The sequence below is a fragment of the Nocardia cerradoensis NBRC 101014 genome (genome assembly GCF_000308535.1).
GTDB classification, from domain to species: Bacteria; Actinomycetota; Actinomycetes; order Mycobacteriales; family Mycobacteriaceae; genus Nocardia; species Nocardia cerradoensis.
The window spans coordinates 1-21,657 of record NZ_BAFW01000377.1 but is presented as its reverse complement, the minus strand read 5'-3'; the positions used below and the strand labels follow the sequence as shown (position 1 = coordinate 21,657).

The 21,657-nt window shown below is 67.8% G+C and carries 18 protein-coding genes; 3 read left to right on the top strand and 15 right to left on the bottom strand.

The window, feature by feature from the left end:
* Window positions 1–291: 291 nt before the first annotated feature.
* Window positions 292–924: a TetR/AcrR family transcriptional regulator gene (locus tag ON23_RS32595; RefSeq protein ID WP_063821384.1), complete on the bottom strand. Its 633-nt coding sequence runs from the start codon at window positions 922–924 to the stop codon at window positions 292–294.
* 96 nt (window positions 925–1,020) lie between these two features.
* Between ON23_RS32595 and ON23_RS32590 the strand changes: the two genes are divergently transcribed.
* Window positions 1,021–2,001 (top strand): zinc-dependent alcohol dehydrogenase family protein, encoded by a 981-nt coding sequence (locus tag ON23_RS32590; protein WP_039783168.1) that lies wholly within the window; start codon window positions 1,021–1,023, stop codon window positions 1,999–2,001.
* 146 nt (window positions 2,002–2,147) lie between these two features.
* Here the strand turns inward: ON23_RS32590 and ON23_RS32585 are convergent, their stop codons facing one another.
* The 7 genes from ON23_RS32585 to ON23_RS32555 form a co-directional block, all read right to left on the bottom strand.
* On the bottom strand, window positions 2,148–3,587 hold the full coding sequence (locus tag ON23_RS32585; protein WP_051043671.1) for an amidase: 1,440 nt from the start codon (window positions 3,585–3,587) through the stop codon (window positions 2,148–2,150).
* A gap of 197 nt (window positions 3,588–3,784) precedes the next feature.
* On the bottom strand, window positions 3,785–4,381 hold the full coding sequence (locus ON23_RS36355) for an SMI1/KNR4 family protein (protein WP_051043665.1): 597 nt from the start codon (window positions 4,379–4,381) through the stop codon (window positions 3,785–3,787).
* A 13-nt stretch (window positions 4,382–4,394) separates the two neighbouring features.
* Complete coding sequence (locus tag ON23_RS32575) at window positions 4,395–5,642, bottom strand: hypothetical protein (RefSeq protein ID WP_039783164.1); 1,248 nt, start codon at window positions 5,640–5,642, stop codon at window positions 4,395–4,397.
* 195 nt (window positions 5,643–5,837) lie between these two features.
* Window positions 5,838–6,803 (bottom strand): DUF1152 domain-containing protein, encoded by a 966-nt coding sequence (locus ON23_RS32570; protein WP_039783163.1) that lies wholly within the window; start codon window positions 6,801–6,803, stop codon window positions 5,838–5,840.
* A 101-nt stretch (window positions 6,804–6,904) separates the two neighbouring features.
* The gene (locus ON23_RS32565; protein WP_039783161.1) at window positions 6,905–7,582 is read right to left on the bottom strand and encodes a histidine phosphatase family protein; all 678 of its coding nucleotides are present in this window, start codon (window positions 7,580–7,582) and stop codon (window positions 6,905–6,907) included.
* Window positions 7,583–7,825: 243 nt separating this feature from the next.
* Window positions 7,826–8,575 (bottom strand): 2-phosphosulfolactate phosphatase, encoded by a 750-nt coding sequence (locus tag ON23_RS32560; protein ID WP_218001140.1) that lies wholly within the window; start codon window positions 8,573–8,575, stop codon window positions 7,826–7,828.
* 70 nt (window positions 8,576–8,645) lie between these two features.
* Entirely contained in the window at window positions 8,646–9,782 is a 1,137-nt protein-coding gene (locus ON23_RS32555) for a rhodanese-like domain-containing protein (RefSeq protein WP_210743229.1), read from the bottom strand.
* A 426-nt stretch (window positions 9,783–10,208) separates the two neighbouring features.
* Here ON23_RS32555 and ON23_RS32550 point away from each other — a divergent pair, with 426 nt between their 5' ends.
* Together ON23_RS32550 and ON23_RS32545 are read left to right on the top strand one after the other, a co-directional pair.
* Window positions 10,209–10,865, top strand: a complete 657-nt coding sequence (locus ON23_RS32550) for a GNAT family N-acetyltransferase (RefSeq protein WP_039783193.1) — start codon at window positions 10,209–10,211, stop codon at window positions 10,863–10,865.
* Window positions 10,866–10,932: 67 nt separating this feature from the next.
* Entirely contained in the window at window positions 10,933–12,330 is a 1,398-nt protein-coding gene (locus ON23_RS32545) for a PLP-dependent cysteine synthase family protein (protein ID WP_039783157.1), read from the top strand.
* A 115-nt stretch (window positions 12,331–12,445) separates the two neighbouring features.
* On the opposite strand, the gene ON23_RS32540 is transcribed toward ON23_RS32545, so the two are convergent.
* The 7 genes from ON23_RS32540 to ON23_RS32510 form a co-directional block, all read right to left on the bottom strand.
* Window positions 12,446–13,651: an aminotransferase-like domain-containing protein gene (locus tag ON23_RS32540; protein ID WP_051043664.1), complete on the bottom strand. Its 1,206-nt coding sequence runs from the start codon at window positions 13,649–13,651 to the stop codon at window positions 12,446–12,448.
* A complete protein-coding gene (locus tag ON23_RS32535) occupies window positions 13,648–15,327 on the bottom strand; it encodes a dipeptide ABC transporter ATP-binding protein (protein ID WP_039783156.1) in 1,680 nt (559 codons plus the stop codon). Before ON23_RS32535 ends, ON23_RS32540 begins: the two co-directional genes overlap by 4 nt.
* The gene (locus tag ON23_RS32530; protein WP_051043663.1) at window positions 15,324–16,214 is read right to left on the bottom strand and encodes an ABC transporter permease; all 891 of its coding nucleotides are present in this window, start codon (window positions 16,212–16,214) and stop codon (window positions 15,324–15,326) included. Before ON23_RS32530 ends, ON23_RS32535 begins: the two co-directional genes overlap by 4 nt.
* Window positions 16,211–17,167 (bottom strand): ABC transporter permease, encoded by a 957-nt coding sequence (locus ON23_RS32525; RefSeq protein WP_051043662.1) that lies wholly within the window; start codon window positions 17,165–17,167, stop codon window positions 16,211–16,213. Before ON23_RS32525 ends, ON23_RS32530 begins: the two co-directional genes overlap by 4 nt.
* The gene (locus ON23_RS32520) at window positions 17,167–18,516 is read right to left on the bottom strand and encodes an NtaA/DmoA family FMN-dependent monooxygenase (RefSeq protein ID WP_039783154.1); all 1,350 of its coding nucleotides are present in this window, start codon (window positions 18,514–18,516) and stop codon (window positions 17,167–17,169) included. The genes ON23_RS32525 and ON23_RS32520 overlap by 1 nt, the downstream gene beginning before the upstream one ends.
* A 70-nt stretch (window positions 18,517–18,586) precedes the next feature.
* On the bottom strand, window positions 18,587–20,149 hold the full coding sequence (locus tag ON23_RS32515; protein WP_039783152.1) for an ABC transporter substrate-binding protein: 1,563 nt from the start codon (window positions 20,147–20,149) through the stop codon (window positions 18,587–18,589).
* Between the two features lie 223 nt (window positions 20,150–20,372).
* On the bottom strand, window positions 20,373–21,657 hold a 1,285-nt coding region (locus ON23_RS32510), incomplete at its 5' end, for a CopD family protein (protein WP_039783150.1).

The window sequence follows — 21,657 nt, the reverse complement described above, 5'->3', positions numbered from 1 at the left end:
ACAGTGGTGAATGCTGAAACCATGACCAGCGCCCACACCTCGAAACCTTCGACTCCACGCGACTACGCGACCCCCGTCATCGCGATGGCGATATGCGTAATATTCCTCCTCGCGCTCGCCTCGTTGTCCAATTCGGCGGATATCGCTCTCACCGGAACAGCCGTCCTTGCCATAGCGTTGGCGGCGACCTTCAAAATCCTGCCCCCCACCGGATCGCCTCGCTGAATCCCGCCCGCTCCCCACGCCGAAGCACCATGCCAGTCTCCACGTGCCGCAGTCGTCGGCGCCGGGTCACGCGTCAGCGATACCGAGTGCTCGAGAAGAGGGATTCGGTTCCAAGGGCGCCGACGCGGGCCCCGGTGGAACTTCGAGGCTGCCCAGGAAGCTTTCGGCGGCATCCTGGACTCGGTCTCGGTCACCGGTGGCGAGCAGGTCGAGGAGCAGTCCGCGAATCGTCGCAATGACCAATGTGGCTGTGCGGCTTGCGGTCTCGGGATCGACGTCGGGTGCTTGGGCCTGGCACAACGAAGTCAGCCAGTCGGCGACGACGTGGTCGAGGAACTCCGCGAATTGCTGTGGAGCTTGCAGGGCGCGCCCGTAAACGGCGAAGAACAAACGGAACTCGGCCTCACGCTGTGGTGCGGAAGTTCGAGCCCAGACCGCGCGCGCCGCTGTCGCCAGGTCCGGATGCGCACCGGCGGCATCGCTGGTGGCGGCGAACATTCGCTGCCGCAGACGCTCGAGGATGGCCTCGAGCATGTGCGCTTTGGTGCCGAAATGGTGCACCAGCGTGGTCGGCGAAACCCCGACACCGGCGGCCACCGGCCGCCACGACAACTCCGAGAACCCGTGTTCGACGGTGTAATCCACCACCGCGTCGAGCAGTTCGTCCCTGCGCTGATGGTCGACCGGACGCCCCGCCATCGCCACCTCCCTGTGCGCGATTGACATTTCTAGAACGACTGTACTATCTCTATTCATAGAACGAACGTACTAGAAATTGTCTGATCAGGAGCCCTCATGTCACGAGTGGTCGTCTTCGACGAAACCGGCGCCCCCGAAGTCCTGCGTATCGCCGACGAACCGGTCGGCACCCCAGGCGCCGGCGAGGTGCGCCTGCGGATCGAAGCGGTCGGCATCAACCGGCTCGACCAGATGGTGCGTACCGGCATGTCGCCGCGGCCGATTCGCCTTCCCCGCGCCCGCCTCGGCGTCGAGGCGACCGGCACCATCGACGCTGTCGGCGCCGGCGTACAGCGATGGTCCGTCGGCGATCCGGTCATCGTCACCGCAGTACCCGACATGGACACCAACGGCACCTACGCCGAACACCTCGTGCTGCCGGCCGACCGGATCATCGCCCGGCCCGCCGAGCTGGACGCCATCGGCGCGGCAGCGCTGTGGGTGGCGTACTCCACCGCCTACGGCGCGCTCGTCGAAAAGGCCGCGATGCGACCCGGCGACCACGTGCTGATCACCGCCGCTTCCAGCGCCGTCGGCCTGGCCGCCATCCAGATCGCGAATCAGATCGGCGCAATCCCCCTCGCCGTCACCCGCCGCACCGCCAAGAAGGACACCCTGCTGGCAGCCGGCGCCGCCGCGGTCATCGTCACCGACCACGACGATGTCGTCGAGGCCACGCAGCAGCACACCGGCGGGGCCGGCGCCGACATCATCCTGGACTCCGTCATGGGCCCCGGCCTGGCGGAGCTGGCCGGTGCGGCCAAACCATTCAGCGGCACCCTGGTCACCGTGGGCTGGCTCGATCCCCGGCCCGCACCGTATCCGGCCGGTCCGATCACCATGATCCGGTACATGAGCTTCGAGCACACCCTCGACCCGGGCGCGGTCCACCGCATCGCGGCCTTCCTCACCGCCGGAATCCGCACGGGCGCACTACAACCCACCATCGACACCGTATTCACCCTCGACGACATCGTCGCCGCCCACCACCACCTGGAAAAGGGAACCCACATCGGCAAAATCGTCGCGACCATCTGACACCGCGCCCGCTCGTCCGAAACGTTCTCACCGCATTCGATTCGCCCACCAGCCTTGCGGCGACGATGGCGACGCGGAGGCCCGGCCGCCGGGCCGGAGTTCTCGAGCCCGCCGACGGCCATCGAGGATCGACCCGAGACGGCGGGTCAGAGGTCGGGGCGGCGGTCGGCCCACGGCTGGGCCTGCTCGAGCTGCGCGGCCAGCCGGATGAGCTGCCCTTCCGCCCCGAGGCGGCCGACGAACTGGACGCCGATCGGCAGCCCGTCGGGAGTCCAGTGCAGTGGCACGCTGATGGCGGGACGGCCGGTGATGTTCGCCAATTGGGTGTAGGGAACCCAGCCCACGTTGTCGTTGATGAGCTGGTCGACGATCGGTGTCCAGCGCAGCAGCCCGGCGACGCGGGCGGTCAGCAGCAATCGCTGTGCGGTGCGCAGCGTCGGCGAGAGATCGAATGCCCCGATCCGAGGCGGCGGAGTCGCTGTCGTCGGAGTGAGCAGCAAGTCGTAGGACTCGTGAAATTCCGCCAGCCGCCGCACGTACTGGTGCCGCCGCTCGACGGCACGAGTCAAATCGACAGACTTGATCGCGCTACCCAGCGCGGCCATGAGCCGGGTGTCGAGTTCGAAACCCGAATCCCCCACGCCCCCAGCGGCTTTGGCCTCGTCCACCGAGAAGGCACACTCGACGAACCAGGTGGTGAGGAAATCCTTGGCCAACGCCGCGTCATCGAACGGAACGCGAGCCAACTCCACCACGTCATGGCCGAGGCTCACCAGGAGTTCTGCCGCTCCGTTCGCGGCCGCCACAGCCTCCGGATGGGGCGCCGGATTGACCGAACTGGCTGTGCACACGCCGATCCGAAGACGCCCCGGGGCGCGTTCGACCTCCGCGAGATAGCTTCCTTGCTGCCGTGCCACCAGGTAGGGCCCAACCGGAGTGGGGCCGGCCAGCACATCGAGCATGGCGGCGGTGTCTCGCACCGAACGAGAGATGACGCCATCGGTGGCGGTTCCACCCAGATATTCACCGTGCACGGGACCGGCCGGGATCAGACCGCGAGAAGCCTTGAGCCCGAACAGCCCACACGCCGAGGCCGGAATCCGGATCGAGCCACCGCCGTCGCTGGCACCCGCACACGGCACGATGCCCGCGGCCACCGCCGCCGCGGCGCCACCGGAGGAGCCGCCGGGCGTGTGGCCGGTATTCCACGGATTGCGCGCCGGACCGAACAACTCGGGTTCGGTGATTCCCTTGGCGCCGAATTCGGGGGTATTGGTCTTGCCGAAGATGACCAGCCCGGCATCGAGCCACCGCTGCACCACCGTGGCATTCTCGGTCGCCGGGACCGACGCGAGCGACCGCGAACCGCCGCTGGTGGGATAGCCGGCGAGATGTTGGTGAAGGTCCTTGATGAGGAACGGCACCCCAGCGAACGGCGCGTCGTCCGCCTCGACAGCACGGGCCGGATCGACATCGGCCACGATCGCGTTGATCCGCGGATTGACTTCGGCCGCGCGCGCCCGCGCCGCCTCCAGCAATTCGGCCGGCTCGGCCTCACCCGACCGCACCAGAGCAGCCAGCGCCATCGCGTCCGAACTCGAGTAGGCATCCACAGCGGCACCCTATCGGGAAGCGACTCGGAGCACGGGGTGATCGAAGCGCGGGGAATCGGTCGTGCTCCGCTCAGCACGTCGCCTGGAATGGCACCGGTCGGCCTCGCCGACCGCAGCCGGCGGCGGCTGAACGACGCGCGTCACCCCATCGCCCTTTCTGCGGTGTCGGTTCAGGGTGTGGCTTGTACCCGGATCGGCTCACCGCCCGCGAGATCGCCTGCGGGATTGTCGATCTCGTAGTACGGCGGCTCGCCGTCGAGGTAGTGGGCGACGTCGAAGTAGTCGTTGCCTCCCAGGTCGAGGGTCCCGGTGGTCCAGGCCAGCAGGAAGTCGGTGACCGGCATGGTGGTGAACAACCACGCGGATTGGTGGACGTTGGTGAGGATGATCGTCCACACCGCCGGATCCGGTCCGGGATACCACAGCAGATAGTCCCCGCCCTCGTGGGCGCCCCACTGGATCAGCTGTGCCGGTTCGATCGACACCCCGGCCGGCACCGCAGGCTGCCATTGCGGCAGCAATTGTTCCGGTGGCAGCAGGTCGCCGCGGGCTAGGTGGGTGCGAGCGGCGAGATCGTCCCATTCGTCGGGCGCGGGGCCCAGCAACCGGAATGCGTTGCACCACAGGACATCGCCGTAGGCGTTGTAAAGCCGCTTGTATTCGGCCGGCAGCTCGACGCCGAGCTCGGCCTCGGTCGCGTCCCACGCCACCGGCGGCCGTGCCGGTGGCGGCGGGAGCAAGGTGGTGAGCTCGTCGAAGGCGGTCATCGTCTCGATCCTGTCAGAAATTCTGGATCAGCACGGGCCCGGGATTCCATCCCCTGTCGCCGATCGCCCACATCAAGATGTAGTCGGGGATGGCGTTGTCGCCGACGTAGAGCGGGATCTTGCCCAGCGAGACGTTCTGCTGCGGGATCCCGTCGGCAACTCTGGCGCCGCTGACGACCTTGCTGATCTCGACGTCCCAGTCGCGAATGATGCCGGTGTTGATCGCGCCGAGTTCCGGAGTGAGGAACTGGGGCAGATCCCCTGGGCAGCCGTTGACGTTGGCGCACAGGTGTCCGCGCTGATATGGCCTGCTCGCGCCGGGGATCTTGATCGAGGGGGAACCGCCCGTGCCGACCATGGCGGGGGTGATGTAGCCGACGAGGCCGCCGGAACGGTTGTAGTCGTCCAGCGGTGCGGCCAGCACGTTGCCGCCATCGCCGGCGATGAGGATGACCGGGGTCTGATCGGCGACCGGGTTGGTGCCGTCCGGGTTCGGCAGCGCGAACACCTGTGGCATGGCGTTGCTCGGCCGTAGTACGCCCTGCGCGGCCCGCTGGATCTGGAAGGCGTTGGCGAAGAACTCCTGCTGCATGGCCGTCATATCCGGCGCCGGCCCGATCCCACCGGTAGCGCCGGGCGCCTGCAACGGATTCGCGGGTGCGGGCACGACCCGGAAGGCGTTGGGGCCGTTCACCATGCTGTTGGGCAGCAGCGCCGCCTGCGCCGGAGCGGGGTTCCCGATCAATGTCGACGGACTGTACGTGCCACCTTGCGGGATCGCGGGATTGCGGATGATCCGCGACAACGGCGGCAACGCCATCGCGGGATTCGGTAGCGCCGGACCGGTCGAGGAGCGCGGCGGCAACGGTACCGACGGCGTGCGCGGCTTCGCCGGCGCCGGACTCGGCGACGGCGCGGGCCCCGGTGCGGGGCTCGGTGGGCAGCTCGGGTTGGGTGCGGCCGCGGCGATGATCAGCGCGGCCGGGCACGGTTGCGGCGCATCGGGTTTCGGCGGCGCACCGACCTGCGGAACGTCGTGCCCCTCGGCCCGGCACTGTTCGGCCAGGCTCTGCAATTCCGGAATCTCGGCATTGCCGCGCTCGGCCTCGGCGTTATAGGCCGCGACCGCTGCCTCATCCGACGGATTCGGCGGATTCGCGTTGTGGACCGCGGCAGCCTGATTGTGCGACTCGATCCGCGCGGCGACCGCCCCGCAGTCCAACGGATCGGCAGACCCTACCGGCGCCGCGACCACCAGCATCCCGAAGACGCCGAGGACGACAGCAAGAACAGCTACTGTTTTGCTAACGAAACGTCTTGTTGAAGAAGACATTTCACCCCCCAAGTTCATGTCGGTTCGAAACTATCGTCACCGACTTCGATCGGTCAAGAGTGACCGCCGCCACTGGCGACCATGGGGCGAAATGGGTTTCGGGATCGAGACGCGGCCGCGGAATCAAGCCGGTATGGTCCGCCGTGGCCGCAGCGGGATGTGGTCACGGAACGCTTCGATGGCGGCCGCAACTTCGAATGGCGTTGTCGTGTGGGCGATGTCATTGCGGTAGAGCACGCGATCCGCGACCGCGTCGAGGTCGAATCCCCAGACCATCGACATCAGCGGGTTGATGAACAGCTCGGCGCCTTTCGCGCGGGTGCGTGTCAGTGAGTGGTGATCTCCGTATTCGCCGCGGGCGGCGTCGGTGATCGACGCGCAGACGATGCTCTCCCGTCCGGGAGTACGACGCTGGACCCAGTCGACGGCGTCGAGCCATGCGTCCGTGGCGGCGATGCCGGGCAGGAGAGCGAACACGCCATGGTAGGCGCCGCTTTTGGACAGGGCAGCAACGTTTTCCAGGAAGTGCGCGTGGCAGACGCCATGGTAGGTGTCGACACCGAATCCGACGCAGACCGCAAGTTTGACCGGCAGGTCGAGGGTGTGGGCGGCCAGCAGGCTGGTGACGTCTTCGACCGGTGTTCCGAGTCCGGCTTCGTCACCGGTCATGAGCAGATCGGTGCCGCCGTCGACGAGAACGATCGCGTCCAGGCTCAGTTCGCGGGCCAACCATGCGTAGGCTGCTCGGATGTCGGCGGGTCCGCCTTTGCGGATCGCGAACACCCGGTCCGGGTAGCCGTGATCGCGTAACCACACCGCGAGGTGCTTTTCCGGGAAGTAGGAGACCGGGCAGTCCGTGTCGGCGTCGACTTCGAACACTCCAGCCGCTACCGGTCGTGCGTCGGTGCGTGTGACGGGTGTGAAGGTGAGGTTGGCCAGGAAGATCGTCTCGAGGTGCTCGTGCAGCGCGAAGGCTATCGGCAGACCGCTGAGCAGGTCGAACCCGCCACCGGCACCGGCGATCAGAATCCGCTCACAGTGCTGAAGGCGATGGAGCAACGGTGTGTCGAACAGGGTGGGGGCAACCATTCGTCGAAGTATTCAGCACATCCCCCGATGGGGAGCCGGGTCGACCTCCCTCTTCGACGGACTCGGCTTGCCGACGGACTCGTTGTGCCGAGGCACGAGAGCTACGACCCCGAGGGATTCGGCAGATTCATGACATTGGCGGTTTCGGGGCGAATCCGCTGCAATCCCGTTTCCGGCGAAACGCCAGGAGGCAGTGAGCCGTACAGCGTCAGCTGCCAGATGGTGCTCAGTGCCGTGGGAGTGAAACAGGTCTTGTCGAGGCACGGCACACAGCGCTGACCTTCACCGCAGCCGGGGACCACCGGAATGCCCAGAGCGTTCATGATTCGGTAGATATTCTCGGTGTTGCCGCCGACGAGGGCGACGGAACCGGGTGGTAGTGCCGACACGGCCCGAGCGATGGGCTCGGCGGCATCGGCGGACGGGGTGCGCGGATCACTGTCGGGCAGTTGTACCACCGGCAGCCCGTGGCTGTCGGCGGTGAACGAAACGGTCTGTTTCGATCGCAGCGCGCTCGAGGCGTACACGTTGGTGAACGCCACATCGTGCAGCACAGCCGACACCGCTCTACCCCACCGAACGCCATTGTCGGACAATGGCAATGCCGGATCGGTGACCACGGGCTCACCGTGTTCGACGATGTAGACGACGACGGGCGACCGGTCGGGCGGGGCGGCATGCGCCACCGCCCCGTTCACCACCGGATGCAATGCGAACGCGACAACACCGGCGATCACGACGGCGGCGGCCCGGATCCAGCGAGAGCGGGTTGAGTTCATGGCGTGCGACGTTACGGGCGATCCGGCCGCGGCGACCGTCCCAGTCTCGCAGGCCGGGAATGCCGCTTGCGTGGTCCGACCATCGCACGGTTGCGCCGACTCGGTCGAGCTCTTCGCGGCCGGACTTTCCCCGCTGCGACAGCAGAACGTCCACAATCGGAGCAATTTCTCAGCCTCGGCGGCGCTGAGCTCCGCGCAGTCTCCGGTTCGGAGCCGGCGACGGTGGGAATCGCTCGAATACGTTCACTGTCCGTAGATTCCGTCGATGAGCACGGGCGCGGTCGTACTGGCGTTCCACTGCGCGGCGAGGTGTACGTCGTGAGCCAGCCCCATGTCGGTCAGTTCCCGGCCGGAGATGGACTCGGCCAGAAGTGCGGGCAATTCGCTTGTCGCGGAGCGGAATCCGAGGGCGGCGAGTCGCGCCTCCGGCGAGCCGTCGCTATCGTGTGCGAGCAGTGCGGCGGCGATCGCGCCCGCCCCCAGGTGATCTTCGAGGCTCGGACGCAGCGGCCCGTCGACGATTCCCCACCGCTCGCCCGCCGCAACGATGCCGACTGGCCGATCACCGGCGGCGGCGATCGCGGCCGTCGCGACCGCATCGGCATTGCGGAGCGAGCCGGCGAACACGGTCGAATCGTAGTGGGCGGCACGGGCCGACAGCGTCGCACCGTTCGGGGACGGCAACGCCAGCAACGTGCCCGCCGGAAGGTCGAGCAGGGACGAGGGACTCAGCGACCATCCACTGTCGTGTTTCGCGGCGGCCAGCACGGCACCGGCTCGCTCGGCTTCGACGGCGGCCCGGGGATCGGCGCGCCGCAGCGGTAGCGGCAGTACCCGACCGCCCCGGGATACCGCGATGTCCACCGATGTCGAGAAGGAAAGAACATCGACGATAATCAGTGCCCCGCACTCCGGGCCGAGCTGCTCGACTCCCTGCGGTCCCCACTCGAGGCGAATGCGATAGTCCTGCTGCCGGAAGATTCCTGCGTTCACTCGCATGACCTTTCGCTGGATCGACGCGGTGCGGCAGCGACGTCGAGTGGGCCGCGGCGCGCTGTCAGGCTTATGGCCGGAAGTCGTGGAGCAGCAGGGCGATGTCGAAGCCTCGGCGTTGCAACCAGTGTGCGACCACCGATGCCCGGGCGGCGGTGAGATCGTCGATCAGAACCACCCGAGCACCCCGTACGGCGATGGTCCGATACGCCACTCCGAGCAGCTGACCGCCCTCGGCGTTGATCGATCCGGGCAGATGCTCGCGCGCGAACTCCTCGGGTGTCCGCACGTCGAGCAGGTACGTGGTGCGGTCCGGATCGGCAGCCCACACCCGCGCGGTGTCCGCGGTGATCCGATCGAATTCGTCCTCCGCGGAGATCGCCCGCACCCGCTGCGCGGCGTACTCGCGCGCCGCCTCGTCCGCCGGGCCGTAGACGGCGGTGGCGCCGGTTTCGAGCTCGAAGTTCTCCTGCTGCCACGCCTTCGTGCCTTCGTGCAGGTAGGAAACCTTGTTCGGCACACCCGCATCGATCAGGGTCTGCGCCCCGATGATGGCCCGGGGCAGCCCGGCACAGGACACGACGACGTGGGTGTCCGGCGAGGGCACCACGTCGGCGAACCGCAGCAGCAACTCGGCACCCGGCACACCGACCGCGCCGGGCACGTGACCGGCGGTGAACTCCGGCAGTGTGCGGGTGTCGATGACCACGACGTCGGCGCCGCCGTCCTGTAGTGCCTGGAGTTCGGCGGCGGTGACCGCCGGCGTCTTGCGCTCGTCACGAATGCCGAGGGAGAACGCCTGGCCGGGAACATCGAACGTCGGCAGGTCGTCGGTCCCGTCACGCGTCCACTCCGGAATACCTCCGGCCAGAACATGAACCGCGGTGCGACCGGCGGCGGCCAGCACTCGGGCGACGGATTCCGCGACGCCGTCACCACCATCGACCAGCACCGTACGCACGCGTGCGCGCGGGACGTATCGGTCGATCTCGGCGGCCACGCGTTCGGCAGGCAGATTGTTGGCGAACAGCGGAGACGCGTAACCGACCACCTCGGCAGGCCGGATGTCGAGTACCGCGAGTTCGTCGTCGTCCGCCAGCCAGCGCCGCAGGACCTCCGAATCGATTGTGCCGAAGAGCTTTTCGGTGTCCCCCTGGCTCCCGGTGTTCGATGTCTCGATGTTGTCGCCGATCGATGATGTGCTCACGCGCGTGGTTCACCTTCACTGGAGAGAATCGGGACAGACTTCCCGGAGAACCACAGGGTAAGCCGGGCCGCGGAGTCCGCGGCCGGGCCGGGGGCGTTTCCGAAAGCGATGCGGCCCTGCGGAACTGCGCAAACACACCTGGACCGGCCTTCGGATCACGATGGTTCGAGGGCCACGAACCGCCACACTGCGCGACTTCGCCCTGCATCGACCACTCGATTCGCCGAACTGGGGACGGCGAGGGCTGTCCGTTCGGCTTGCGGTGAGCGCAAACGGTGTGGGTCGGCGGTCGGGCGGTTAGCGTGCTGCCTCGGAGCCCCGGCGGAGGAGGATCACGTGACCGTGCAGCAGGGCAGATCCGAGCAGGGCGTCGAATACGGCGGCGGTGCACGGTGTCTCCACGCGCAGCATCCACTCGACGATCCGGTGCGGACCTCGTTGCGCGGGGCGCACAGCCGGTTCGCCACCTGGGTGGGGCGGATCGGGCGCTACGACCCGGCGGTCTCGGCATTCATCGGTCACCCGCCGAGCCTCGACCCGCAGGACTGGGCCGATCTGGCCACCGTATTGGGCCCCGGCGGCGGTACCGCGCTGCGCGGCTACGGGCATCGGCCACCGCCGGACTGGCGGGTGCTGCGGACGCTGGAAACGGTCCAGATGGACGGTTCCGCACTGCGTGTCGCACACGATCCGGACGCGGTGCGACTCACCGCCGCCGACGTGCCGGAGATACTGGAACTGATCGCCCGCACCGAGCCCGGCCCCTACCTCGCGCGGACCATCGAGATGGGCGCCTATCTGGGGCTGCGGGTGGACGGGCGGCTGGTGGCGCTGGCGGGTGAGCGGATGCACCCACCCGGGTGGACCGAGATCAGCGCGGTCTGTACCGATCCGGAATTCCGCGGCCGCGGCTACGCCTCCCGGCTGGTCCGTGCGGTGGGCGCGGGAATCCGTGCGCGCGGCGAGATCCCGTTCCTGCACGCGGTCGCGGGCAACACCACGGCCATCGCGCTGTATCGAACCCTCGGCTTCACCGTGCGTAAGCGATCTCTGCTGACTTTCGTGCAGGCGCCGGCGTCCTGACATCGAATCCGAACGCGATCACCCCTCGGCGAACCGGGCGGGGCTGTCGCAGGAGAAAGGAAAACTCATGACCGTCGCCGACCGGCAGCTCGGTGTCTTCGACTCGGTCGCCGACGCGATCGGGAACACACCGCTGATCCGCCTGAACCGGGTGACGGAGGGCATCACCGCCACCGTGTACCTGAAGCTGGAATATCTGAACCCCTTCGGCAGCGTGAAGGATCGAGCCGCGCGCGCGATGATCGACGCCGCCGAGGCGGCCGGTGAGCTGCGCCCGGGCGGTACCGTTGTCGAGTCCACGTCGGGCAACACGGGAATAGCGCTGGCCGCCATCGCCGCATCGCGCGGCTACCGCACGATCGTCGTGGTACCGGACAAATCCAGTGCCGAGAAACTGGCTCTGCTGCGCGCCTACGGCGTCGAGGTCCATGTGACAGCAGGCGGCCTGCCGCGTCAGCATCCGGACTTCCTGAAGAATGTGGCGCTGCGCCTGGCCGCGGACATTCCGGGCGCCTGGTACTCCGGTCAGTACGACAACCCTGCCAACCCGGCCGCCCACCGGGAGACCACCGGACCCGAGATCTGGTCTCAAACCGGCGGTCGCATAACGCATTTCGTCACCGGAATCGGCACCGGCGGTACGATCACCGGCACGGGTGAATACCTCAAATCCGTCTCCGGCGGGCAGGTGCGGGTGATCGGCGCCGACCCCGAGTCGTCGATCTACAGCGGCGGCGACGGTCACGCCTGGTATGTGGAGTCGATCGGGCACTATCTGCATCCCCGCACCGATACCGACGAGTGGCCGCAGTCCTATCACCCCGAGGTGGTCGACCGGATCGAGCGGATTCCCGATGCCGAGGCGTTCGAGGTGTTGCGGCGGCTCGCCGGCGAGGAAGGGCTGCTGGTCGGCGGTTCGACCGGGACGGCCGTCGCCGCAGCCCTGCGAGTCGCGCGCGCACTGGGTCCCGGCGACGTGGTGGTGGCCATCGCACCGGACTCGGGGCGCAACTACCTGTCCAAATACTTCGACCCACAGTGGCTGGGACGCTTGGGTTTCGATGCCGCGCCCACCGCGCCCGGCCCTCGTGTCGGCGACCGGGTTGCGGTCGCGGCGGACGCGGACGCTCCGGCGGCCGTTCCGTCGGATGTGACCGTGGCGCGGGCCCGTGAGCTGCTCGGCGCGGATACCGCGCTGCCGGTCCGGTTGGCACGTGCAGGCGCCGGATATGTCGTGGTCGCGGAAATCCTGGGTGCGGTGTCGGCATCACGGCTGGCCGGCGCGCCCGGCGCCGATCCGGTGACCGACCATCTGGATCCTCCACTGCCCGTGGTCGGGGTGCACGAACCGTTCGCTGTTGCCGCACAGCGTCTTTCCGATGCCACGGGCCCGGTTGTGCTGGCGCGGGACGGATATGCGATTGCGCTCGTGGACGCCGCGGACTTCGACGATGCCCCCGGTTAGCGGGGACGTGGTGAAACCGGCGCGATGAACTGCGAGCCGATCGGTCCTACGGCGGCGCCGAGCATGCACGATCCCAACCGAACCCGCCCGGGCCGGCGAGCGTGAAAGCGCCGTGTCAGGGAGTCTCGAAGGCCTTCGCCAACCGCTGCACGGCGGTACGTATACGCGGAACGGAATTGTTGCTGAACCCCAAGCGGAGATGGTGGGTGTATCCGGCCGCGCCGTCCGGATCGAAGTATCGCCCCAGGGCGAAGTCGGTGCCGAGCGTCCGCGCTCTGGCCTGCACGAGTGCCAGATCGATATCGGGGTCGGTGGCCCTGGCCCACAGGAAGATGCCTCCCTCCGGCTCGGCGAATTCGATGGCACCGGCCAGTGTTTCGCGCAGTGCCCCGGTGAGCGCGGTGGCACGCTCGCGGTAGATCGCTCGCGCGGCCGCCACGATGGCATCGAATTCGCCCGGGCGAGCGAGCAATGCGGCGACCGCGGTCTGAGTCACCAGCGCAGAATGCTGATCGGTATTGCTGCGCAAGCGGGTCAGCACGGGAAGCAGCCAGCGCGGGGCGGCCAGCCAGCCCAGCCGCAGTCCGGGCCCCAGCGTCTTGGAGAAGGTGTTCACTCGTACGACCGCGTCGCTGTCCAGGCTCAGGTCGGCGACCGCCTCTCCTGCGAACCGCAGTTCCCGGTACGGGTTGTCGGAGACGACGAGGAATCCGTACTGCTCGGCCAGCGCCACCACACGCAACCGGTCCACTGCCGGCAGGGCCGATCCCGTCGGATTCTGGAAGTCCGGGATCAGGTAGAGCAGTTTGGGGCGTAGCCCCGCGCGCAACCGTTCTTCCAGCCCGTTCAGGTCGAGACCACCCGTGGTCACCTGGACGGGCACCACATGCGCGCCGTAGTGCCCGAGCAGGCGCAGGGCGAGCGGAAAGGTCGGGCTCTCCACCACCACCGTGTCGCCGGGGTCCAGCACCGCGTTGAAGAGCAGGCTCAGACCGTGCAGGGCGCCGTTGGTGATCAGCACCCGATCGGGCTCGGTGTCCTCGTGTCGCGCCAGCCGGTCGCGCAGCTGCTCGATTCCGGTCGCGGTCGAATACTGCAGTGCGGCAACCGAGGACGAGCCCTCACCGAGAGCGGAGTCGAAGGCTTCTCGCAGCCGCTGTGCCGGCAGCGCCTCGTCGGCCGGTACGCCGCCGAGCAGCCGGATGGCGTCGGGGGCCACAGCGGTCGCCGCCGGACCGAATCCACCCAGCGGTGATTCGTGCGCGCCGCGCCGCGAGAGCACACTGCGGGTGTCGAAAATCGTTGTGCCGGTGTCGGTCACTGTAGCTCTCCCCGGTAGGGTTCGATGGATTTACCCGGAACTGCGGCCAGCAGCGCGCGAGTGTAGGGGTGTTCGGGTTCGGTGTAGATGCGCCCGGTGGCGCCGGCCTCCACGATGCGGCCGTGCTGCAGCACCACCACCTCGTCACACAAGAACCGCACGACGGCCAGATCGTGAGAGATCAGCAGCAGGGTCAGGCCCCGTTCCCGCCGCAGCCGTTCGAGCAGCCGCAGAATGCGGGCCTGCACCGACAGATCCAGTGCCGACACCGGTTCGTCGGCGACGATCACGGTGGGGTCGTTGGCCAGCGCGCGGGCGATGACCACCCGTTGCAGCTGTCCGCCGGACAGCTCGTGCGGCAGGCGGTGTGCGTACTCAGCCGGCAGCTCGACTTCGGCCAGCAACTGACGCACCCGCTCGTCGACGGTTGTACCGCCCAGATCGACACCGTTGAGTTCCAGCGGTTCCGCGATGGACCGCGCCACCGTCAGCCGGGGGTCCAGGGCGCCGTAGGGATCCTGGAAGACGTACTGTACGGCGCGGCGCCACTGCCGGGTAGCCGGGCGGTCGAGGGCGTCCAACGCCACCCCGCCGTACTCGATCGCTCCGCTGTCGGGACGATCCAGGCCGACAATCTGACGTGCGAGAGTCGTTTTGCCGGAACCGGATTCGCCGACGATGCCCACCGCGGCACCCGCGCGCACCTCCAGCGTCACTCCGTCCAGCGCGATGTGGCGGGCCCGGCGCACCCGGCCGGGCACCGTCACCCGGAATTCGCGGCGCACCTCGCGCACACCCAGCAGCGCGGGACCGGACGGCGCTTCGGCGGTGCCGTCGCGATGCCGCAGCAGCGCGGGCGTGGCACTCAGCAGCTGTTTGGTGTAGTCGTGACGTGGTGTGCGCAAAACCTCTGCGGTAGGCCCGGATTCGACGATCCGGCCCGCCGACATGACATGCACGCGATCGGTGCGGTCGCCGATCACGCCGATATCGTGGCTGACCAACAGCACGCCGAGGCCGAGCTCCACCTTGAGCCGATCGATCAGATCCAGCACCTGCGCCTGCACGCTGACATCGAGCGCGGTGGTCGGTTCGTCGGCGATCAGCAGGGCGGGCTGACGCGCCAGCGCGAGCGCGATCATCACACGCTGGTTGAGCCCGCCCGACAGTTCGTGCGGGAATGCGGCCAGCGTCTTGCCGACGTCAGCGATGCCGACCTGTTCCAGCAGTTCGGCGGCACGGGCGGCGCACTCACGGCGCCGCCGCAGGGTGCGCGGCAGCGCCTCGAACAACTGGGTGGAGATGGTCAGGCGCGGATTCAGCGAAGCCGTCGGATTCTGGAACACCACGCCGATCCGATCGGATACCGCTCGCGCCCGGCGCCGCGCCGGCACCTGTGCCGGATCGAGCCCGGCGAGCAGGACTCGCCCGCCGGACAGGCGCGCCCCGCGCGGCAGCAAGCCCGCGATGCCCAGCGCCGTCATGGTCTTACCGGAACCGGATTCGCCGACCAGCCCGACGGTTTCGCCGCGCTTCACGTCGAGGCCGACATCGTGGACCACGGTTGTGGGTGCATCCTCCGGGCCGACAGTGACCCGCAGATTCGCCACCACCGCGACCGGTTCCCCGGGCGGATCCGCCGCGGTGCCGGCGGCCGTCAGCAGACTGGTGGTCATGCGGGGGTCTCCTCTCGAACCGGCGCGACGTCCGGGCGACGCCATGCGCGCAGCAGTCGGGTTCCGCTGCCGCGCACGCCGCCCTGGAACCGTTCCGACAGCGCGTCGCCGGTCAGCTGGAAACCGACGATGGCCAGGATCAATGCGGCACCGGGAAACAGCGCGACCCAGGGCGCGTTGTCCAGGCGCGCCTGCCCGTCGGCGACCATCGATCCCCAGTCCGGTGTGGGCGGCTGCACCCCGAGTCCCAGAAAGCCCAGGCTCGATTCCAGCAGCAGGATCGCCGAGGCGTTGAGGGTGAACGCCACCGTGAACAGCGGCAGCACGCCGGGCAGCAGATGGCGCACCGCGATGTCCCAGCGCCCGGCGCCGGACAGCCGCGCCGCCTCGATGAACGGGCGCCGCACGATCGACTGCGCATGCCCGCGCACCACCCGGAACGTCAGCACCCACGACCCCGACACCAGCACAGCGACCAGCGGTACCAACGAATTGCCCACGAACGACAGGATCACCAGCGCGAGCACGATACTCGGAATGGCCAGCTGCACATCGGCCAGCCGCCCGGCCAGACCATCCACCCAGCCGCCGAACAGCGCACCCAGCAGCCCGAGCAGCAGCCCGAGCGTGGCCGCGATAACCGAGGCGATCGCGGTGACCGTCAGGCCGATGCGCCCGCCGTAGAGCACCCGGGCATAGACGTCGCGGCCGAGCTCGTCGGTACCGAACCAATGCGCGGCATTCGGCGGGCGCAGCACCGCGCCCAGATCCTGATCCAGCGGGCCGTGCACGCTCAGCAGCGGCGCCGCCAGCGAGAGCACCACCAGGACTACCAGCACAGCCGCCCCCGCCGTCACGGCGATCGGCCGGTGCGTGCGCGCGCTCACCGCGCAATCCTCGGATCGAACAGTGCCGCAAGGATATCCACCACCAGATTGATCACCACGAACCCGACCGCGATGACGAGGACGCAGGCGATCACCAGTGGGTAGTCGCGGTTCTGCACGGCGTTGACCGAGAGCTGCCCGACACCGGGCCAGGAGAAGATGGATTCGGTGACCACTGCCCCGCCCAGCAGGACGCCCGCCTGAATACCCAGCACGTTCAGCGTCGACCCCAGCGAATTGCCGACGATATGACGCAGCGTGAGCCGCACGGGGTGCAGTCCCTTGGCTCGCGCGGTACGCACGTGGTCGGCGTCGAGCACCTCCACCAGCGCGGTGCGGAATACGCGAGAGATGCTGGGCACGAAGAAGATTCCCAGAGTCAGCGCGGGCAGCACCAGATGTGCGGGGGTGCCCGAACCGCGGGAGGGCAGCAGATGCAGGCTCACCGAGAACACCAGCACCAGCAGCACGGCGAGGAAGAATCCGGGGATCGCGTCGAGCACGGTCGCCGCCGACACCGGCAGCCGGCGCAGCAACGGTGAACGGCTGGTGGCCGCGACATAGCCGATCGCACCGCCGACGACGATGCCGAACAGCAGCGCGGCCGCACCGAGCGTCGCGCTGGGCACCAGCCGATTCAGCGCCAGCGCCAGCGGGTCGTCGTTGTAGCGCAACGACTTCGGAAAATCACCGGTGATCATCGCGAGCAGGAATCGTGCGTACTGTTCGGGTAGCGGCCGGTCGAATCCGTACAGTCTGCTGACCCGCTCGAGTTCCCCGGCCGGGGCGTCGGGCGCGATCAGCATGATCGCCGGATTCCCGCTGGAATACAGGGCGAAGAACACCAGAGTGATCGCACCCCACACCGCGAGCAGCCCGGTGAGCACCCGCCGCCCCAGGTACCGCAGGTCCAACGGTAACCGCAGAACCCGGCCGGTTGTCGCCGTGGTCATCACGAGCCTCCGGGGGAATATCTGCGCCCGAGCAGATTGCCGCGCAGGGTGGTGTCGGCATAGTCGGTGCGGAAGATGCCGCGCCGCTGCAGATGCGGCACCACCGCACGCGCCACATCGTCGAAGGCGCCGGGAAAGTGCGTGGGCGAGAGCACATATCCGTCGACGGCCTCGACCTCGAACAGATGGGCCATCTGGTCGGCCACCTCGACGCCGGTGCCCACCAGCTGCGGGGTGAATTCACTGGCGCCGAAGTGCCGGGCGATCTCCCCCAGGGTCAGTTCGCTGCCCAGGGTTTCGCCGTTGCCGGCCGCCAGCGCGGTGAGGTTGTCCAGCAGCCGCACCCCCGCCGCCGCATCGGTGGAGCGCTGCGCCACCGCGTCGGTGAACTGCAGGCCCGGATCCAATCCGGTCAGATCGGTGCGGACGAACTGGCTCAGGAATGCCACCGCGGCGTCGGTGTCGATGAGCTCGCCGAGGAAACGCTGCCGGGCGCGGGCGATCTCGGTGGTCTCCCCCACGATCGGCTGCACCGCGGCGATGAGCTTGATGCTGTCGGGGTCACGCCCGGCCTCAGCGGCCAGCCTTCGCAGATCCTCACGTTTCGCGCGCAGATCCGCCTCGTTGTTCTCGATCGCGAACACCAGTTCGGCCCACCTCCCGCCGAATCGCCTGCCGCGCGGAGAATCTCCGGCCTGGATCAGCACCGGCTTGCCCTGCGGCGAGCGCGGCAGGGTCAGCGGTCCGCGCACCTGTACGTATTTGCCGCGATAATCGGGTGTGGTGACCTTGTCGGTATCGACGAACATCCCGGTCTCCACATCCGCCACCAGTGCATTCGGGGCCCACGAATCCCACAGCGCGACAATCGATTCCACCACTTCGTCGCCGCGGTCGTAGAGTTCGGCGCGTTCGAGCTCCTCGACGAACGGGAAATTCGCCTGGGTCGCTTCCCCCTTGCTCATGATGATGTTCCACGCCACCCGGCCGCCGCTGAACTGGTCCAAACTACTCAGGGTGCGCGCCAGGTGGTAGGGCGCGTCGTAGCTGGCCGACAGCGTCACCCCGATACCCAGATGCCGGGTCACGCCCGCGATCACCGCCGCCAACTGGGTGGGCTCGTGCTTGATCGCGTTGCTGAGGCCGTAGCGGGCGAAATTCGGGTTGAAGGCGAGGGTTTCGGGGATGAAGGCCATATCGAATTTGGCCCGCTCCAGGGTGCGCCCGACATCCTCGAACAGGGTGCGATCGTTGAAATCGCGCTCGGAATACGGATGGCGCCAGGCACCCACGTAGTGATTGCCGGGAAACAGAACGTATCCCGCGAGAAACAGTTGCCGTTCGCTCATGGCAGCATCCTTTTCGGGCGTTCGGGGCTCACTGCGTGGTAACGCAAGCTGCCACCTCCGGTCGCGTCGCTCATGCCCGGCCGACCTCCTGTGCGTAGAGATAGCGGGTGGTCCGCGGTGCCCAGGTCAGGCCGTTGCGGACCAACGAGGTGAAGGTGCCCGGCCACAGGAAGACGGTGTGGGCCTGATCGTGGTAGCGCTGGGTGGCCTGATTCGCCAGATCCCGCGCGGTGCCCGGATCGGTGGCCGCCTGCAGCCTGTTGACCAGGTCGTCGAAGACCGTGTCGGTGATATTGCTCTGCTTGTAGCGGGATTTGCTGGTGAACGGGTCGAAGACGGTCCAGGCGTCCTTGTAGTAGGCGCCCCAGCCGATATACACCAGGTCCGCGGCCTGGTCGCTGGGCTGGTTCTGGCGCGCCAGCCACGCCGGGAAGGGTGTCTCAGTGATGTTGATCTTGATGCCGACCGCGGCGGCCTGCTGCACCACGGCCTGCCCGATCGCGGTGCCCGCGGCGTAGGTACCGGCCGGAATGTCGAGGGTCAGCACCACGTCGTTGGCATGCCGCGCCTCGGCGAGCAGCGCCCGCGCCTTGTCGGGGTTGTAGTCGTAGGCGGTGATAGCCGGATTGGGTTGGAAGAACGGCGGCGCGATGATCTGCCCCTGCGAAGGCTGTACCGCACCCTTCAGCAGTCCGGAGATGATCGACTTCTTGTCGATGGCGTAGTTGAGCGCCTGGCGCACCCGTATATCGGCCAACGGCCCGCCTTTGTTCGAGTTGATCGAGATCACCTGCACCCAAGAACTGTCCGACAGCGTGGAGCGGTAGTCCTTGTTCCCGGCGAACTGATCCAGGCTGAGCGGGTCCAGATTCAGCGCGATATCCACCTCACCGGCCTGCACCGCCGAGACGCGGGCCGCCTCCGAGGGCAGCACCCGATATTTCACGTGCGGGAAGGCGGGTCGGGTGCCCCAATATTCCGGGTTCGCCTCGATCTGCGCACCGTTCTCCAAGTCGATGGACTTCAGCACGTACGGGCCGGTGCCCAGCGCCTGGGTGTTGAGATTGCCTGTCTCCCAGAACTTCTGGGTGGTGAGGTAGAAGTTCCACAGCCGGGAGGGCAGGTCGATCGCCGGCTGCTTCAGATGGAACACCACGGTGTCGGCGCCCTCGGCGGTCACCGAATCGGCGTAGATCTTGAATTGCGCGCCCAGCTGGCTCTTGGTCGCCGGGTCCAGCAGTTCGGCGAAGTTCCACGCCACATCCAGCGCGGTCAGCGGCGTCCCGTCGGAGAAGTGCACGCCCTGCCGCAGGGTGAACCGCCATTCCAGCGGGCTGGGCGAGGTCCAGGAAGTGGCGAGTCGCGGGTGCACCCCTCCGCTCGGATCCAGCGTGGTCAGCGCCTCGTACACAGTGCCTTTGACCGAGCCGTCACTGTCGGGTGAGCCGCCGTTGTGCGGATTGAGACCGGTGAACTGACGCGAGAGGGCCAATGTGAGAGTGCGGTCGGAGTTCAGCGCGCCACCGGATCCGGAATCGCCGCCGAGGGCCGAACTACACCCTCCGGTGAGCACCGCCGCCCCGACAGCCAGGACGGCGAGCAGCTTGCGGCCGCCGGAAACGGAATATTTCATGGTGGTACTCCGATACTGGGTTCGATGACGGCAGTGCCCTGACGACACGGTCGCGCGGATGCGGATTCGCGTGTACTTCCGCGATCCACCTGAAGTGTGCACAGTGGCACATCACCGAACAACGTAGCCGAGCTTCGCGATTCGATAAGTCTTATTTCACCATCCGCGTCGCGGCAGCCCGAATTCTGTACGGAAACGAAAGTGACATCCGACATTTCGCAATTCACAGAACCTGGTAGTGGAACGAGGCGAGTTTCGGACCGGTGCCGCTGTCGAAGCGGACCGTGACTTTCCACTTGCCCGGTGCCGGAACGATGAGCTGATCGCTGCGCCACACCAGCGATCCGCGCTCTGTCACAGGGCGACCCAATGACACCGGCAGCCGGGCCACATTCGCCGATTCCGATGAGAGGTCGACGCTCACCGTCGCGGAATCACTCTGCGTCACAGACGTGTTCGCCGGGGCGTAGTCGACCGTGAGCCGCTGCGGGCCGTGCCGGATCGAGTCGATGCCCACATGCAGCACCTGCGCCGCCCCGAAGTCGAGCGTGGTCGCGAGATCGGTGGTGTAGGTGTCCTTCGCCGGAGCCAGCGTCGCCAGCACCGAAGTCACCGCCAGCACCACCACCGCCAGCGCCGTCTCCAGCACGAGGGTCCGGGGCCGGCCGACGATCGTATCGGTGCGGCGAAACCACCGCAGGCTCAGATAGCCGAGCGACACGACGCCCAGTGCCACAACGACTTTCGCCACCAGGGCCAGACCGTAGGTGGTGTGCACGAGTGCGGCCGGCGGGTGCACCTGCAGGACCGCCAGCACGATTCCGCCGGCCACGGCCGCCACCACGTGCCCGACCGCGACCGCGTGCCATCGACCCCGATTCCGGACCCCGCGCAGGACGAAGGCGACCACGACGACACCACCGAGCCACACGGTGATGCCGTAGACGTGCAGCAGTGTGCCGGCGAACGACCACGGCCACCCCTGCACCGAGCCGCCGTGACCGTCCAGCGTCACCGCGACAACCGCGGCGGCGGCCTGCACTGCACCCGCCCCCACGACCGCGCGGGCGGCACCGGTGACGAGCGCGAAGGCGATGATCGAGGCCGACGCCGCGATCACCGCCGCCACTCCGAGCGGGGTCTCGAGAACGGTGCGTGCACCCGTTACCGATATCGCGGACAGACCGCCATCCTGCTGGGCGACCAGAACGAGAAATCGGCAGACGAATCCGGCGACGAAAATTGCAATTCCTACCCGATAGAGCACCCGAAAACGTCGCCTGCGGACCACTGTCGGCCATACCCACAGCGCCGCGGCGTACAACCCGGCCGACAAAATCAATCCCAGATAGGTGACAGCCCGCGTCGGCGAGTTCAGATATTGCTCGATACCGGTCGGAGAATGCTGGGCGAACCGGCCCTGCGCGGTCACCGCCCCCACGGTGAACTGAATCGATAACGACACCACGTGGGTATCGGCGGACACGACGCGCGCGGTGGCCAGATAG